Raw genomic sequence first — 16,075 nt, forward strand, 5'->3', positions numbered from 1 at the left:
ACCGATATAGCGGGGGATTCCAAAGATTGCTCTTTTGAAATTCCTGCTTCAACGAGACGACTTATGCTCAATTGTTGCCAATTCAACGAGAGAGGTCGGACTCTCCACAGGCGTTTTCTGCGTCTGGCGCAGCAGTTACGATGTGCCCCACCGTACTGATTGCTTTATTCAAGATGTTGATAGCAGCATTATGGTCACGGTCTGCAACATATCCGCAGTGCGGACAAAGATGCGTTCTCTGACTCAACGCCTTCTTGACTCTTTCACCACAGTTCGAGCAGTCTTGGCTCGTGTATTGGGGCGACACCGCCACGGTGACGACTCCAAACACTTTGCCAAAATACTCCACCCAACGGCGAAACTCACCCCAAGCCATATCACTAATCGATTTAGCCAGGTGATGATTCTTGACCATGTTGCGAATCTTCAAATCTTCATACGCCACGAGGTCGTTAGACTTCACTACGCACCTTGCCAACTTACAGGCAAAGTCTTTACGTTGACGTTGAACTTTGAGATGCGCTCTACCCAAACGGTTGACGGCTTTTCTGCGGTTTGCAGACCCTTTCTGCTTGCGAGACACGCGACGCTGAACCTTTTTCAATCGCCGCTCAGCATGACGCAGGTGACGTGGATTCTCGACCTGATTGCCGTCACTGTCGGTCAGAAAATGAGCCAGTCCTACATCCAATCCAACTGTGTGTTTGGTTGGCTCTCGGTCTTCAGTGCGCTCTACGTCCAGGCAAAACTGAACATAATAGCTATCACTGCGCCGCACCACTCTGACTCGATTGATCTGATCAATCTGGTAGAAGTGCAAATCACGAGTGCCCCACATCTTAAACCTTCCGGCTTTGAATCCATCGGTGAAGGTGATGAACTGTCGGCACTCGGACAGCTTCCAGCCTGTGGTTTTATATTCCACAGAAGCGCGGATTTGAGGGCGTTTGAATTGGGGATAGCCTTTCTTGCCGGGAATCTGCTTTTTGCAGTTTTCAAAGAAGCGCGAAATGGCTCCCCAGGCACGTTCGGCGTGAGCTTGACGGGCTTGGGAGTTGAGCTTCTTGCACCAGGGGAATTCGACATTTGCAGCAAGCAATGCACAGAGTTTGTACAGGTGGTATTTATTGGTGCCCCGGTTGTCCATCCAGTACCGCAGACAAGAATTCTGGACAAATCGAGCCGTGCGAATTGCATCATTGAGCAACTCGAACTGCTGTTTTTCGCCCTTCAGTTTTGCCTCCAGTACCAACATATTTACGCTCTACTCACTCACGTAAATAATGCAAGTATACGACAACTCTGCACCCTTAAGTTCTCAGGGATTGACAATTCCTCACGCCTGCCCAATCTCGCGTTTCAGCTACGCTTCACCTTGGTCAAGGGCACAGTTCGTCATCGCGAAAGCCTTTCATCCCACCGCCAGCGTGGAGTATAACTGAGATTTTGTTTAACTCACATCTTGCACCAAGCCTTCAGAATGGAATTCTGAGGCTATTGCATCTCCTCGTCCCAAAAGCGCGGACTAACCGAAAATCAAGGGTTTTGTAACCTGTCGGGAGCCGGTGCGAGTTTGTGTAGCTGCGGTTTCAACCGCCAGGTGCAAGATGTGAGTTTAAGTAACCCATTGAGAGCCTATGGGAAAAGTCATTTTTAGCAGTTTTAGACCGCAGATAAATGCAGATCAGGACTTACGCAAAGCTTATACATATAGCGTTTTTTCGGGTTCAATCCCCCTGTGGTTGTCCCCAGATGTCTGATGTTGCGTAAGTCCTGAGATATAGCGCCTTAGACCTTACCGCACGCTACGCAGATATTTTTCACCGTCAATTATTTTTAGGATAGGCTCTAATGTCTAGTAATAAATGCACTTTTCATAGGCATTCTGGGATGCTATTTGTACTTCAAAGCCTAAGAAAGTAATGATTAAAAATTGGAGGTTTTGTGATAAAAATTAGTTTGGAGAAATCTAGGGTTAGTAAATTTACTACCACTTATTTGATTGTTGGTATAGAAATAATTATTGCTTTATTAAGTGGTCTGACCTTGATTGCACTTGGGGCGGGTGGAGGGGCTTGGATACTTGGGGGTATTGCTGCTGGTGCCTTGGTGTTTTATTTCTATCATCTATATAACAATCAATCTAAACCTAATCGTAATTCAAGGAAATTTGGACAGATTATTGTTGGTCTTACTGTAGGATTTTCTCTCAAACACAGTAATCTACTAACTATTTATTCTCAATTACATATTTTTCTATTTTTAACGTTATTCTTACTATTCAGTGGTGGAATTATTGGTTATATATATTCACGTATTGAAAAAACAGACTTACTAACTGCCATGCTTGCTACGGTTCCCGGAAATATAGGAATTATGGCAAGTATAGCAGCAGACTATGGTAGAAATATTTCACTTGTTTCTCTCGTTCAGTTAATACGGTTTACGGCGATTATTATTGTTATACCGATCGTTGCTAATGTTTCTAATCCTCATGACATTAGTGCGATAATTCATTCCGTTACTGAAAATTTATTTTTTATAGATTTAAACTACTTATCTTTACTATTCTTATTGCTCTTTATAACATTATCAACAGTTAAAATAGGCAGTTATTTAAAAATTCCTGTTGCTGGTTTCTTTTGTTCAATAATAGTTGGTGCTGGTTTTGATTCGTTGCTAAATTTACTGCCATTTTTATCCCATATCGATTTTAATCTACCCCCTTTATTTAATTTAATTGGTCAAATTCTATTGGGAATTACAATCGGTGAATATTGGGGAATGAACCCAAAGCTGGGAAGGCTTACAGTAGCCTATGCTTCGGTTCCTGTCGCCATGACCTTTTTGGCAGGATTCATTTCAGCAGGAATTGCTATGTTGATCGCGCCCTGGGACTGGCTAACGTGTTTGCTGGTGACATCTCCAGGAGGCTCTCCAGAAATGATATTGATCTCTTTGGCTTTACATCACAATGTTGAGATTGTAACCGCAGGTCATCTAGTTCGACTAATGACTATTAATATATGTCTTCCAGGTTTGGTGTCTTTAATTTGCTATCTAGAACGCCGTTCTACAAAAAATCAAGATAGCGTAGCAGATCAGCTTAAAACTATATCACCCAAATCAGCAATGCCATAATTCCTTTGCTACGGTGTTAACCTTGGGCTATTGATTGCTCTTCATCCACAGTTAGCTCATCTTCACGAACAGTACTCGGTTTTGTTAAATGTGGTCTGATTAGCAGACTAACACCAATTGTCCAAGCAATTGAAACCATCCATCCTGCCAAAATATCACTGGGAAAGTGAACCCCCAGATATAGTCGCGTCCAACCGATCGCTAATACGAATACGCTCTCCACAACCAGCACCAACCAGCACCAGTTACTATTCCAGGTCAAAATGACTAAAGCAGCGATCAAGGTCATACTGGACATAGCATGACCGCTGGGAAATGCGTAATCAAACTCTGGGGAGATTGACTCCCATAGGTTGGGACGCACTTGATGCAGTAACAGTTTGGCGGTGCGGTTGATCAAAATGCTCCCTAATAGAGTGGTTAGCAAATAGGCGAGCGATCGCCACTTTTTAAGGCGCAGCAACACTAATGAGATTGAAGTAGCAACTGGAAATACGCCCCAAAATACTCCGAACTTGGTTAACGTTTCCGCAAAAACGTCTAGTTGTGGCTGTGCTATCTTGTGAACTGCTAGCAGGAGACTTTCATCCCAGGAGAAACCGCCTTGATTCTGCCATACCACTAATGCAAGTTCCTCAAAAACCAGCATTGGTAAACACACTCCTATCAACAGCAGTAGCAAAGAACGCCAATAAGCGACGAGCAGCTTTTCGAGAAAACTTAGGAAAGATAAAGAAAGCTTCCACAAATTAGAACTAAACATTCACAAAAAATAGCTTTAAATGTGTACAAACCGAAAAAAAATTATTGATTGTGTTTTGAGATAGTAGCACCCTAATGGTGAAGACCACTTGCTATCATCTATCAAATAAAACTCAGCTCACGCTTGATAAACTAACTTCCAACTTACCCCTACTAAAATCACGTAAATTACCAGCCGGAGTGCGCCTTGAGGAGTAATCTTGCAGAGTTTAGCACCTAGCAAAACCCCTGGTACTGTCCCTAACCAAATTGGCAATACTAAACTCCAATTTACTGTCCCAAGACAGAGGTATCCAAGGGAAGTAAACACTAATAAAATCGCTGCTGAAATATCTGTGCCAACCAATTTACGCGCGTCGAGGCGAAAAAAGGTAATCAAGACAATTGCAAACATCGCACCAGAAGACACGCTAGTTAATCCTACCAGACAGCCTAAAATTGCTCCTACACTGAGGGTCAAAATTCGACCCAACTGAGTGTTTAAGTCAAACTTAGGCGGCTCAGGTAACTTCAACTTCGGGACAAAATTTTTCAGCGACAATTGTGCGAATCCCAACAAGGTGACAAGCAGTATCATTAGCCCGATCGCACGTAGCAGAATGTAATCTAAGTTTAAAGTTCCATTACGCTTAATCAGGTATAAAATTCCTACTCCGATTAGTGAACCAGGAACACTTCCCCAAGCCAACCATTTGACAACTTGCAGGTCAAGCGTTTGCTGTTTCCAGTGTTTAAAGCCGCCGATCACCTTCATCAATGTGGCAGCTACTACATCGGAACTCACTGCGATCGCAGGTGGAACGTGGAACACAAAAATCAACATCGGAGTGATCAGAGATGCTCCACCGATTCCCGTTAAACCAACAATGATACCCACGACAAAACTGAGGAACGGTAGTAATAGATAGTCCATACTGCTGTCCTTACACAGGTGGTTAAAATGCTGAATCTCTAACTAGAGGTAAACTTTGACATTAGTGCTAGCGGCGATTAAGCAACATTCGCCGCCCATAAATCCCCATTAGCCACCGGGGAATAAGACAGGAGCATCAAGAATCTTAAACTGTATCAATGCCAGAATGACCAGAGTGTAGGCGCTTGAGGAGACTACACCTGTCAATAACTCTTTTTTAAAGTTACGCTCTTTGGGTTCCCCACTAAAAACATCCACAGCCCCTACTTGCATCAAGAGAATTCCCGCAATGTTAGAAAGCCAGTACCCGACGATTGAGCAAGGCAGAAGTAAATCTGGGGAAAGCCAACTACAGATATACCCAAAAAAATAAGCAATTGGCAGATTGAAAAACAGGTCATTCCACCAACAGAGTGGTGACAGCATATATCCAATGACCAGAAGGAATCCGCCTCTGAGCTTTTTGAACCAACCTTCCTGGAAACTTTGTTGAGCCGCTGGTTGCAAATGCTCAGAAGTTACTTGCCCTGCTAGGGTCAGCTCACTACTGGGTCTTTTAGCGTTGTCCATGCAAAGTCCACTATCCCGCTAGAGTTGCCGTAGTTTTAATTTAATCTGATACGGATCAAAAGTCTAGTACGGAAGGGACACCAGCTATAGTTTTTTGGAAATATCTAACTATGGTGTGAAAGTGAGGCGTGTTAGCGTAGCGGGGCGTAGCCTACTTACTCTCCAAATCAACTACACTCATCACCGTTCGACTTTGAACTGAGAACCCGATCGATCGAGGCGATAAACTAAGGTTTTCCCGTTGCCATCCACAGCGACTTGCCAACCTGGGATCATTGCTTGAGCGCAGCTATTTTCCGTACCAGGCAAATCAAAACAGGTATTCGACCACGTCTGCCCTCGACCTTCGAGGATGTATAACTGAGAAGTTGGTATTTTTAACCGCTTACTAGCATCCTGCAATACCACCTTGGCAATGAAATTAGGTAAAGAGTCTTTGCGTGGCGGCATTTCGCCTATTGCTTCTGTCTTAATTTGGTCAGCAGATTTATCGGTACGATAAACTTGGTATTGCTTCGGTTTGCCTTCCACCGTCACGCGCCAACCTGGTGTAATATCGCCTCTGCATCGTTCTACAGGACTCGGAAGACCTAAACAGCCATTAGACCAAGTTTGCTGTTGAGTTTTTGTAATCAGAAGTTGAGAGATTGGTAAGGTTAAATGCTCAGATGCTAACTTTAAAACTTGCTCGGCAACCGCAGGAGGCAATTTTTTCGCGTCATTTGTCGGGATCTGCCTTTGATAAAGCTGAACCTGGGAACCCACTTTGTCAGTATTATAAATCCAGCGTTTTTGTCCGCTTTCAATGGTGACTTGCCAACCTTCCACTACAATCGGATCGCAAGGATAGGGAAAAGTTGAAACTTCGCAACCATACGCCCACTCTGCCTGTTTAGCATTAATAATGCGTCCGGTGTTTGCTGGTAGTCCCCAGTTTTGGGTGGCATCTTGCAAAACGGCACTAACAACAGATTTAGGCAAATTGGCATCAACGATGCTGCTAGCGGCTTCATTTAATCTAATCTGAGAGCCGTTGCGATCGCTACGATAAACTAAGCTTTGTTGCCTAGCTTTTACAGTGACTTCCCAAGCAGGCATATTAATTTTGGTGCAACCTTCAGCCGGACGCGGCAGATTTAAACAGCCGTTCGTGTAAATCTGTTTATACTTAACGATGCGTAGTTGCGACGCTTGTAACCCCGTGCGTTGAGATGCCATTCGCAAAACGGCATTGGCAACAGAAGAAGGTAACTTTTCCTCCTTGGATAGTTGTCTGGCGGGATCGGCGACAGCAGCTTCTTTTAGGGTTAAAGCAGTACATAAAGATAAAGATAAGCTGCTAGTTAACAAAATTAAAGTAGCAATCACCCATTTTTTATGATTTATCTTTTGAGTCATTTTTTCCATGATTAATGCTGCTCCAAAGCTCATAAAATTCAAGTTTAGAAGTTTGATGCTTGCTTGAACTTTCTACAATTATTTGAGACGTGACTGCAAAACTTATGTTCCAAATTGAGTTTTCTCTGATTCGTAGAGGCACGTTAGCGCAGTGCCGTTTTGCGTTTCTAGGTTTTGAACGCACTTAACGCACTTTATTATAAAAAAATCACGACTAAAATCCGATTGCCATAACCTCCTATTTTTATAGCATTGGGATTAGGGTATCTAAAGAGTTGGTTTCAAAAACTGAAACCACTGATATTATCTGGGCGACTGAAGTTGCAGCTATATAAACGAAACCCGCCTACAGGGATTTCAAAAGTCCTATCAATTACCTATCTTCTCAGGCTGAAAGCACTATTCTTTACACTAAAGTAGCTTTCGCGCATGAACAATACTCAGTACATCATGCGTCCAAGTGGGAAGAATTAGTGTCATAGCAATTTCTTCTACCGTGTGAATGCAACCTACAGTAATTGCGATGAATAGAGTAACTCCGGCATAATTAAAACCGAATAGAGCAATTGTGGCGATGAACAGCGTTACTCCCCAAGCTTTGGCTGAATAAGTGTGATAGCTGGCAGGTTTTCCATATTTCGCCAAGTTGACTACCAACCAGATTAATTGCATCAAGATTATTAGGCTCAATGGGATTGAGAATGCAGTTACTAGATCAGGATGCACTAGCCATGCACTGATTGCGATACATAGATAAAGACAAACATCAGCCAAACTATCGGCTTGCCTCAAAGAAGCGGTACTGACACCTATTCGACGGGCGATCGCGCCATCAAAAATATCTGAAAGAAAGGCAAGTACAAAGCCAACGATGAACCAGGTGCTGGTTGTGCCATCAATGGCATCCCATAATAGCAAAGGGCTTAGAAAAAGGCGGATGATGACCAGTGAAAAGGGAATAGATTGCAGCATTAAGGATGAATATTTTTGGCGATCGCGTTGGGAGTGTTCGATTGTATTTATGTTGTTCATGTTATTGAAGTAATCAGTAGGCGTGTGATGATAAAGACGCGATCGCTCATCCCATTTCACTTTTGTGAAGCTACACATCAGCTTCCCCCAGCCCCCCTTAAAAAAGGAGGCTAAGAAGAAGCTTATGTGTAGCGGTTAGAAAATGAATGGGTAATCGCTAAAAAGGAAGCACCGTTATCGCTTGCATCTCGTACTGCTGATTCGCTGCTACATGACTGGATCTCGCGTTTGTCCCCAAAGGCAAGGGAAGTGGTTCGTGGCGTTCCAGGCGGTTGAGGGGTGTGCTGGTGGCAGTTTCGTAGGCGATCGCGGTGTGGATGTAAGCTAGGATTTCCATCATTGGTAGATGCCTGTGGGGGTGAAGTTCTCGATTACCCTTAGTTTTATGGGAATCCAGATTTAGAGGGAGCGATCGCTTACCAGTTTTTGAAAAGTGCGCCCGCTTGGTGGCTGTAAACCTAGTTTTTTCGTAGTGGCTGCGGCTTGAGAAGGGGTCAGTTGCAAAATTGGCTGACGCATTGCGTGCGAAAATAGCGAAGTCTTTTTCGCCTTGTCTACGCTTTGGCAAAGGCGATCGCTTCCGGAGCCTCTCCATGAGGCTTTCTCTACACGAACGAATTTCATCACCAGGAGAGCGATCGCCCTCTCTGATATAGCAATCCTATTTGAGTTGTATGCCAGCAGTTCAGATCCCCGACTTCCTCCCGGCTCACCCGACCGGGTGATTTCTCAGAACTCAAGAGCGATTAAGATAAACTCAGCAAACAACACGATTGAATACAACGGTTCGGCGTGCGTTGGTAAGTTTTGTAAACTACCTTCAGCCAATTGCAACTACTTGTAGTATTATACTACAGTTCCCTTGACCGGGAAATTATTGAAAAGTATCTAAGGAGGAAGAGTGATGTTAGAGCGTGTAGCCGTTAAGACCGCCACAACCATTCAGACGCAACACCCCATCTTCACAGAGCTTTTCATTCAATTATTCTGATGTACGCGAATAATTTACGCGATTCCTCTGTGAGTTTGGCGGTCAATAACCGTACCCATAGAGGAAACTTCAATGAATTTAGAGTTGTTAGGCTGGAATCGTTTTTTTGCGAAAAACTTTGACAGCTATTTTCAACAAGGATATACTGTTGGTCGAGTTGCTCTAGAGCAAAAAAATACCTACCTTCTCTACACCGAGTTTGGAGAATTGTCGGCAGAAGTAACGGGGAAAATGCGTTACCAAGCCGAGCGACGAACAGATTTTCCAGCGATAGGAGATTGGGTAGTCGTCAGCATCATTGACGATGAAGAAAGAGCAAATATCCATGAAATTTTGCCCAGAAAAAGCAAATTTTCTCGAAAAGCTGTAGGCGCACAAACAGATGAGCAAATAATTGCCACCAACATTGATACGGTGTTTTTGGTTTCGGGATTGGATCGGGATTTCAATCTCAGAAGAATCGAACGTTATCTAATTTTGGTTTGGGAAAGTGGAGCGAATCCAGTCATCATTTTGAATAAAGCCGACTTGTGCGATGAAGTTGAGCAACGAAAAGCGGAAGTAGAAGCGATCGCTCCTAGCGTACCCATTATTAGCTTGAGTGCGATTGAGAACCAAGGACTTGATGCCTTGACTCCTTATCTCAGCACAGGACAAACGGTAGCGCTGATTGGTTCTTCGGGAGTCGGGAAATCGACCATTACCAATCAATTAGCTAAAAAGGACATTCAAGCAGTTCAAACAGTACGCAAAGGAGATAATCGAGGTCGCCACACCACAACACATCGAGAGTTAATTATTTTGCCTTCTGGGGGTTTGCTGATCGATACTCCGGGAATGCGAGAAATTCAGATGTGGAATGGAAGTGAAGGCTTTCAAGAAACCTTTACTGATATCAATACGCTTGCTACAGAGTGTCGCTTCCGCGATTGCCAACATGAAACAGAACCCGGTTGTGCAGTGCAACAAGCTTTGCTTGATGGCACTCTAGATAAGCAGCGTTTTCGGAACTACCAAAAACTTCAACAAGAGCTTGAATACAATAACCGGAAACAAGATCAAAAAGCGTCTTTAGCCGAGAAGGAAAAATGGAAAAAAATCCATAAAGCTCTGAGGAACAATCCAAAACGCTAATTAGAAACCGTTACTCAAATTGTCGAAGCGTTAGAGGATTATCAAGGTGCTATATTGGTAATTTCTCACGCTCTGGACTTTCTCAGTCGCATTTAGATAACCAAAGTCTTGAAAATCCAAGATAGGGCGATGCGAACGACCGTTTCTCTTGCCGATGACCCAGAAAACTATTATCAAGAGTTGCTGGGATAGCTAAAGGTAGCTCAAAGTAAAATTAGGTGAAAGCTAAATAGGCAGGTTTGTTTGTATAGACACTACTTGAGGCGTCAGATATTTTTAGTAAACAGATGCCATGCTGAAAGACTATCAAAAACTCCTGAAACATGAATAAAAATCGTAGGGAATGGTTGAGCGTAAGGGAAACCCAACAAATATCACCAGTGCTGGGTTTCGTGACCTCAAAGAGAGCCTACACATCCTACTTGAGGCGTCGCATATTTTTAGCAAACAGATGCCATGAACCCTAACTCAAATAATCCTAAAACGATTACCTACACCCAAATTGTAGACCTGAGCCATATCATCGATCCAAATATGCCTATTTGGCAAAACGATCCACTCGTTGAATTTGAGACAGTCGCCGAGTTAGAAAAAGATGGTTACTATCTACGAAGATTCTCGATGGGAGAACATAGCGGGACTCATATTAACGCACCGAATAGCTTTTATGAAGATGGAGTTGGGATTGAGAGTTATCCAGCTCAGTCGCTCGTTGTACCAGCGATTGTTATCGATATTTGCGACAAAACTACTGCTAATTTTGACTATGCTTTAACAACAGTCGATGTCCTCAACTGGGAACAGCAACACCATCCTATCTCCGCTAACAGTGTTGTACTTCTATATACGGGTTGGCAAGAAAAGTGGGGCGATCGAAGAGCCTTTTTTAATCAGGACGAACAAGGCAAATTTCACTTTCCGGGGTTTGGTGCTGAAACTAGCCGATTCTTAATCGAACAACGCGCGATCGCTGGCGTGGGAATTGATACTCATGGCGTCGATGCCGGACAAGATGAAACCTTTAGCACCAATCGGCTGGTACTAGAAAAGGCTGGAATTGTATTGGAAAATTTGACAAATCTCGATCGGTTATCGCCCAGTGGAACTACATTAGTCATTGGGATTTTACGTCTACGGGGTGGTTCTGGGACACCTGTATCCGTGTTAGCTTTTGTGCCTTGATGCCTGCACCAAAAATCGCATTGACTTTAGGCGATCGCGCCTTCCTATTAAATCAACCTTGACAGGCTATTATCCCTTGTGGTGAAAGCAAAGATAGATGACACCGGATCTTGCCGACAACTCCCCGATAGCTGCACAAGAAAGGATCGATATGTCTGAACAAGAGGTTTTTGTCTTTCCTGCATCGTTTGCTCAACAGCGGCTGTGGTTTCTTGACCAGTTGATCCCTGGCAATGCCATCTATAATGTGCCGACAGTCATTCGCTTAACAGGTTCGCTCAACACTTCGGCATTAGAGCAGACGTTTAACGAAATTGTGCGTCGCCACGAAGCCTTACGGACTACATTTAAGGTGCTAGAGGGACTACCCGTACAAGCGATTCCTGCGGAAAGCGGCGCTAACGCTTCCAGCTTAACCATACCTCTGTCCGTACTCGACCTGCGGCAATTCCCAGTAGGCGATCGCGCACTCCAAGCACAGCAATTGGTAGCAGCAGAAATCGAGCGTCCTTTTGATTTGTCCTCTATCCCATTGCTGCGAGTGATGCTGCTACAGCTTTCCGAGACAGAACATATTCTATTGCTGAATATGCACCACATTATCTGCGACGATTGGTCGATTGGGGTGCTGATTCGGGAACTGGGAACACTATACACAGCTTTTACTCAGAAGCAGCTTTCTCCTCTGCCGGAATTGCCCCTGCAATACGCCGACTTTGCCCATTGGCAGCGCGAGTGGCTGCAAGGGGAAGTGCTGGAAACCCAGTTAACTTACTGGCGGCAACAATTAAACGGTATTTCCGTGCTAAATTTGCCCGTTGACCGACCGAAACCAGCTGTTGCAAGCTATCGAGGAGCAACGCAATCTTTAGAGTTACCGAAAAAGCTAAGTGATGCGCTACAGACGCTTTCGCAGCAAGAAGGTGTCACCCTATTTATGACTTTGCTGGCAGCATTTCAGACCTTACTCTATCGCTACACGCATCAAGAAGATATTGCGGTAGGTTCGCCAATTGCTAACCGTAATCGCAGCGAAATTGAAGGCTTAATTGGCTTTTTTGTCAACAGCTTGGTATTACGCGCCGACTTATCTGGAAACCCAACTTTTCGGGAACTCTTAGGCAGAGTCCGGCAGGTAACACTAGGCGCATACAGCCATCAAGATTTGCCTTTTGAGAAGCTTGTTGAGGAACTACATCCAGAGCGTAACTTAAATATTCATCCGTTATTCCAAGTAGTATTTGGCTTTGAGAATGCGCCAATGTCGGCGCTAGAACTACCTGGATTAGTGCCTAGCTTTATGGATATTGACTTTAAAACAACGCGATTCGATTTGGAGTTGCATCTGTGGAACTGTTCCGAAGATTTCCGGAGTTTATGGGGCGGTAAATGGGAGAATTCTGAGGGAATTAGAGGCGTAGTGGTGTACAACACGGATTTATTCGATGAAGCCACAATTACCCGAATGCTGGGACATTTTAAAACATTGCTTGAAGGTATTGTTAATAATTTAGAAGAACGAATCGCAAATTTACCGCTATTGGGTGAAGCTGAAGTACAGCAATTATTAATTCAATGGAACGACACCCAGACAAATTATCCTCAAAATAAGTGTATCCATCAGTTGTTTGAAAATCAGGTAGAGCAGAATCCTGATTCCATAGCAGTAATCTTTGAAAATGTAGAGACAAGGGTTATCGAGTCTCTAACCTACCGAGAGTTGAACATACGCAGCAACCAATTAGCACATTATTTACAAAAATTCGGGGTAGGTTCGGAAGTTTTAGTCGGCATCTGCATGGAGCGTTCTGTAGACATAATTGTGGGATTACTAGGCATTCTGAAAGCAGGAGGGGCTTATGTGCCTTTAGATCCTAGTTATCCTCAAGAGCGTTTGAAGTTCATGCTTGATGATGCTTGTAGGGACGAAGCATTCGTAAAGAAAAACCTTGGCTCCAATCCAGAAATTACTGGCATGAATGCTTCGCCCGTACTGTTGCTGACAGAAAAATTTGTTGAGCATTTTGGGGACTTCTCGAACCCAGTTGTTTACCTCGATAAGGATTGGGAAATCATTGCCCAAGAAAGTGAAGAAAACCCGAAAAGCGGCGTAACAAGCGATAACTTAGCTTATGTAATCTACACTTCTGGATCTACAGGAAAGCCCAAGGGAGTTGCTGTTACTCACAAAGCTGTAAATCGGCTGGTGTGCAACACAAATTATGTAAAATTGTCATCTGATGATAAAGTTGCCCAAGCCTCAAACACTTCCTTCGACGCAGCAACCTTCGAGATTTGGGGAGCTTTGCTTAACGGCGCTCAACTTGTTGGAATTAGCAGAGATGTCACCCTTTCGCCCCACGAGTTTGCATTACAGCTCCAACAAAAAGACATCAGCGTTTTATTTTTGACCACCGCCTTATTTCAACAGATTGCCAGAGATGTTCCGCAAGCTTTCGCTGACTTGCGCTATTTGCTATTTGGAGGCGAGGCTGTTGATATTAGGTGGGTCAGAAAGGTTCTTAAACAAGGAGCGCCAAAGCAATTAATTCATGTTTATGGGCTAACAGAGAGTACAACATTTTCTTCTTATTACTGCGTGGAGAAATTAGCAGAATCAGCAACATCTATCCCCATTGGTCGCCCGATTACGAATACGCAGATTTATCTGCTGGATGCTCATTTACAACCTGTACCAATTGGCGTAGTCGGCGAGTTGTACATCGGCGGTGATGGACTGGCGCGAGAATATCTCAATCGCCCTGAATTAACTGCTGAACGCTTTATTTCTAATCCTTTTGTAGCGGTTTGCAGTTCGATGCAGTACGGGCTGACCTCTCCCCCAACCCCTCCCCTACGTAGCTTGCTTCCGCGAAGCGGTGGGGAGGGGAGTCTTGCTCCCCCTTCCCTACAAGGGAAGGGGGTTGGGGGGTTAGGTTCTGTGTTCGATCCAATTGAGAACCGCTATAGTAATAAACCAGAAGCACGACTTTATAAGACGGGTGACTTAGCCCGCTATCTACCAGACGGCAATATTGAGTTTTTAGGTCGCATTGATAATCAGGTAAAAATTCGCGGCTTCCGCATCGAATTGGGCGAAATTGAAGCAGCAGTCAATCAGCATCCAGCAGTGGGGGAGACAGTGGTAATTGTTAGCGAAGACATACCTGGGGATAAGCACTTGGTCGCTTATATTGTTCCCAACCAGAAACAGACACCGACAAGCATAAATCTGCGACAATTCCTGAAAGAAAAGTTACCAGAATACATGGTGCCTTCAGCTTATGTGATGCTGGAATCTCTACCGCTGACACCGAATGGAAAAGTGGATCGCCGTGGCTTACCTGCGGTAGATACGCTCAGTTTTGATATTAAAGAAAATTATGTCGCACCGCGCGATCGCGTTGAGGAAGCGCTAGTCGAAATTTGGGCTAAAGTTTTGGGAAAACAGCAGGTAGGTGTCCGCGACAATTTCTTTGAATTGGGCGGTCATTCTCTACTAGCAACTCAGCTAACTTCCCGCATCCGCGACGCATTTCAAATAGAGTTATCTGTACGCAACTTGTTTGAATCTCCAACTGTAGCTAGTTTGGCTAGATACATTGAAACAATGTGTTGGGTAGCGGAAGGTTTGGATACCACAAGTTCTACGGGAAATGAGCGAGAAGAAATGGAATTTTAAGTGATTCTACAATCTCATTTGCAAATACTCAAGGTTCTGAGCGTTACCCGCATTTAGCACAAAACGCACTGACAACTTCGGAAAACACTTGATTCTTTTCCATCAATGCCATGTGTCCACCCGGCTTAATCGTGACGAGTTCAGCTTGAGGCAATTCGGCTTTCATGCGATCGCTTGCAACAGGTTTAGTCGCTATATCTGTTGCACCGCAAACGACCAACACCGGAACGTTAATCGTTGAGAGTGTCCTTGTTTCCTCGAAATTGAACATTGCCAATGTACCGCGAGCAAGAACACCAGGCGAACCTAAAGTCGATAAGAAAGCGGCGAAATCCAGCTGACCGCGTGTTTCAGTCCCCTTAAATCCAGAAATTTCTACGCTGATGTACAGCGAACCATTGAGATAGCTTAGCCAAGTCATCAGCCAAAAGATGGGTGACAGTAAAATGGTGAGGTACAGTAGTGGTTCGAGCAGCGGTTTCTGCAATTTGCGTAACACACCGCTCAAGATAGAAGTTTTCAGTGGATTTGTGTAGGTTGTATCTACGAGGATTAAGCCTGCCACCCGACGCCCCAGATGTTCTGGAAATAGCCGACAAAATGTTAGGTTAATCATACCGCCCATGCTATGTCCGAGCAGGATAACAGGCTTGTCTCCCGCTATGGCAACAACCGCTTCCAGGTCACGGGCATATTTTTCCACCGAGTAGTCATTGTTTTTGGGTCTAGAGGATTTTCCTAGCCCTGGCAAGTCCCAAACAATCACTCGGAAGCGATCGCTCAGTTGTCGCTTGGCATAGTACCATACCGCACTGTTCGGTCCCCAACCGTGTGACAAGATAATCGGTTGACCATCCTCAGGCCCATAGAACTCTACTTGCAGGACGCTACCATCCGGTCGTGGCACGCGCTGTACAGTTCCGGTACGCATCAACTTAGGTTCGTCAGCACCTTGGCGACGCAGCAGCGGCAAGCTGATAAAACGACCGCCACAAGACCACAAAACCATCGCCAGTCCGCCTATCAAGTAGGACATCCCCACCAGTTCCCCTTCATACCACTCATAAAGAATGTAAATCCCTCCGCCAAGTATCCCGATGGACAGCAATCCAACCAGCCATACGAGTAGGAAATTGAGGGGCATGAACATCATGAGCAGAAACCTTCGCGGTAGGATGTTGACTGCGTTGTTTTCCAACGTCATACCGAGGTTAGACTACAGTCGGCTCAATAGCAAGTACACTCCTCTAGCAGGTTAGGTAATCTCTTT

The 16,075-nt window shown here is 44.5% G+C and carries 14 protein-coding genes; 6 read left to right on the top strand and 8 right to left on the bottom strand.

Features of this window, described 5'->3' with window-relative positions; translation table 11 throughout:
• Nucleotides 1–82: 82 nt before the first annotated feature.
• Nucleotides 83–1,255 carry an RNA-guided endonuclease InsQ/TnpB family protein gene (locus AC2VDX_RS19495; protein WP_378184776.1) on the bottom strand — a complete coding sequence of 391 codons (1,173 nt, stop codon included), beginning with the start codon at nt 1,253–1,255 and terminating at the stop codon, nt 83–85.
• A 28-nt stretch (nt 1,256–1,283) separates the two neighbouring features.
• Between AC2VDX_RS19495 and AC2VDX_RS19500 the strand changes: the two genes are divergently transcribed.
• Together AC2VDX_RS19500 and AC2VDX_RS19505 are read left to right on the top strand one after the other, a co-directional pair.
• Nucleotides 1,284–1,442 (top strand): hypothetical protein, encoded by a 159-nt coding sequence (locus tag AC2VDX_RS19500; RefSeq protein WP_378184774.1) that lies wholly within the window; start codon nt 1,284–1,286, stop codon nt 1,440–1,442.
• 502 nt (nt 1,443–1,944) lie between these two features.
• Nucleotides 1,945–3,141 carry an AbrB family transcriptional regulator gene (locus tag AC2VDX_RS19505; protein WP_378184772.1) on the top strand — a complete coding sequence of 399 codons (1,197 nt, stop codon included), beginning with the start codon at nt 1,945–1,947 and terminating at the stop codon, nt 3,139–3,141.
• A 16-nt stretch (nt 3,142–3,157) separates the two neighbouring features.
• Here the strand turns inward: AC2VDX_RS19505 and AC2VDX_RS19510 are convergent, their stop codons facing one another.
• The 6 genes from AC2VDX_RS19510 to AC2VDX_RS19535 form a co-directional block, all read right to left on the bottom strand.
• The gene (locus tag AC2VDX_RS19510; protein WP_378184770.1) at nt 3,158–3,904 is read right to left on the bottom strand and encodes a phosphatase PAP2 family protein; all 747 of its coding nucleotides are present in this window, start codon (nt 3,902–3,904) and stop codon (nt 3,158–3,160) included.
• Between the two features lie 117 nt (nt 3,905–4,021).
• Nucleotides 4,022–4,816, bottom strand: a complete 795-nt coding sequence (locus AC2VDX_RS19515) for a sulfite exporter TauE/SafE family protein (RefSeq protein WP_378184768.1) — start codon at nt 4,814–4,816, stop codon at nt 4,022–4,024.
• 108 nt (nt 4,817–4,924) lie between these two features.
• A complete protein-coding gene (locus tag AC2VDX_RS19520) occupies nt 4,925–5,386 on the bottom strand; it encodes a DUF7980 family protein (protein WP_378184766.1) in 462 nt (153 codons plus the stop codon).
• A gap of 180 nt (nt 5,387–5,566) precedes the next feature.
• Nucleotides 5,567–6,793, bottom strand: coding sequence for a hypothetical protein (locus AC2VDX_RS19525; protein WP_378184764.1), 1,227 nt, complete (start codon nt 6,791–6,793; stop codon nt 5,567–5,569).
• Nucleotides 6,794–7,195: 402 nt separating this feature from the next.
• Nucleotides 7,196–7,756, bottom strand: coding sequence for a CDP-alcohol phosphatidyltransferase family protein (locus AC2VDX_RS19530; RefSeq protein WP_378184833.1), 561 nt, complete (start codon nt 7,754–7,756; stop codon nt 7,196–7,198).
• Between the two features lie 217 nt (nt 7,757–7,973).
• On the bottom strand, nt 7,974–8,156 hold the full coding sequence (locus tag AC2VDX_RS19535; RefSeq protein ID WP_378184762.1) for a hypothetical protein: 183 nt from the start codon (nt 8,154–8,156) through the stop codon (nt 7,974–7,976).
• 210 nt (nt 8,157–8,366) lie between these two features.
• Between AC2VDX_RS19535 and AC2VDX_RS19540 the strand changes: the two genes are divergently transcribed.
• The 4 genes from AC2VDX_RS19540 to AC2VDX_RS19555 all read left to right on the top strand — a co-directional run bounded on the left by AC2VDX_RS19540 (nt 8,367) and on the right by AC2VDX_RS19555 (nt 14,805).
• Nucleotides 8,367–8,660, top strand: a complete 294-nt coding sequence (locus AC2VDX_RS19540; protein ID WP_486928230.1) for a hypothetical protein — start codon at nt 8,367–8,369, stop codon at nt 8,658–8,660.
• A 219-nt stretch (nt 8,661–8,879) separates the two neighbouring features.
• Entirely contained in the window at nt 8,880–9,941 is a 1,062-nt protein-coding gene (gene rsgA, locus AC2VDX_RS19545) for a ribosome small subunit-dependent GTPase A (RefSeq protein WP_378184758.1), read from the top strand.
• Nucleotides 9,942–10,397: 456 nt separating this feature from the next.
• On the top strand, nt 10,398–11,123 hold the full coding sequence (locus AC2VDX_RS19550) for a cyclase family protein (protein ID WP_378184756.1): 726 nt from the start codon (nt 10,398–10,400) through the stop codon (nt 11,121–11,123).
• 151 nt (nt 11,124–11,274) lie between these two features.
• Complete coding sequence (locus tag AC2VDX_RS19555; RefSeq protein ID WP_378184754.1) at nt 11,275–14,805, top strand: non-ribosomal peptide synthetase; 3,531 nt, start codon at nt 11,275–11,277, stop codon at nt 14,803–14,805.
• 43 nt (nt 14,806–14,848) lie between these two features.
• Here the strand turns inward: AC2VDX_RS19555 and AC2VDX_RS19560 are convergent, their stop codons facing one another.
• Nucleotides 14,849–15,958: an alpha/beta fold hydrolase gene (locus AC2VDX_RS19560; RefSeq protein WP_378184752.1), complete on the bottom strand. Its 1,110-nt coding sequence runs from the start codon at nt 15,956–15,958 to the stop codon at nt 14,849–14,851.
• Nucleotides 15,959–16,075: the final 117 nt, after the last annotated feature.

Source organism: Coleofasciculus sp. H7-1 (assembly GCF_057473865.1).

Coding starts and splice junctions, on each gene's coding strand:
- AC2VDX_RS19495 (WP_378184776.1), bottom strand. CDS start 1,255: ATGTTGGTACTGGAGGCAAAACTGAAGGGCGAAAAACAGCAGTTCGAG.
- AC2VDX_RS19500 (WP_378184774.1), top strand. CDS start 1,284: ATGCAAGTATACGACAACTCTGCACCCTTAAGTTCTCAGGGATTGACA.
- AC2VDX_RS19510 (WP_378184770.1), bottom strand. CDS start 3,904: ATGTTTAGTTCTAATTTGTGGAAGCTTTCTTTATCTTTCCTAAGTTTT.
- AC2VDX_RS19515 (WP_378184768.1), bottom strand. CDS start 4,816: ATGGACTATCTATTACTACCGTTCCTCAGTTTTGTCGTGGGTATCATT.
- AC2VDX_RS19520 (WP_378184766.1), bottom strand. CDS start 5,386: ATGGACAACGCTAAAAGACCCAGTAGTGAGCTGACCCTAGCAGGGCAA.
- AC2VDX_RS19525 (WP_378184764.1), bottom strand. CDS start 6,793: ATGGAAAAAATGACTCAAAAGATAAATCATAAAAAATGGGTGATTGCT.
- AC2VDX_RS19530 (WP_378184833.1), bottom strand. CDS start 7,756: ATGCTGCAATCTATTCCCTTTTCACTGGTCATCATCCGCCTTTTTCTA.
- AC2VDX_RS19535 (WP_378184762.1), bottom strand. CDS start 8,156: ATGATGGAAATCCTAGCTTACATCCACACCGCGATCGCCTACGAAACT.
- rsgA (WP_378184758.1), top strand. CDS start 8,880: ATGAATTTAGAGTTGTTAGGCTGGAATCGTTTTTTTGCGAAAAACTTT.
- AC2VDX_RS19550 (WP_378184756.1), top strand. CDS start 10,398: ATGAACCCTAACTCAAATAATCCTAAAACGATTACCTACACCCAAATT.
- AC2VDX_RS19555 (WP_378184754.1), top strand. CDS start 11,275: ATGTCTGAACAAGAGGTTTTTGTCTTTCCTGCATCGTTTGCTCAACAG.
- AC2VDX_RS19560 (WP_378184752.1), bottom strand. CDS start 15,958: ATGATGTTCATGCCCCTCAATTTCCTACTCGTATGGCTGGTTGGATTG.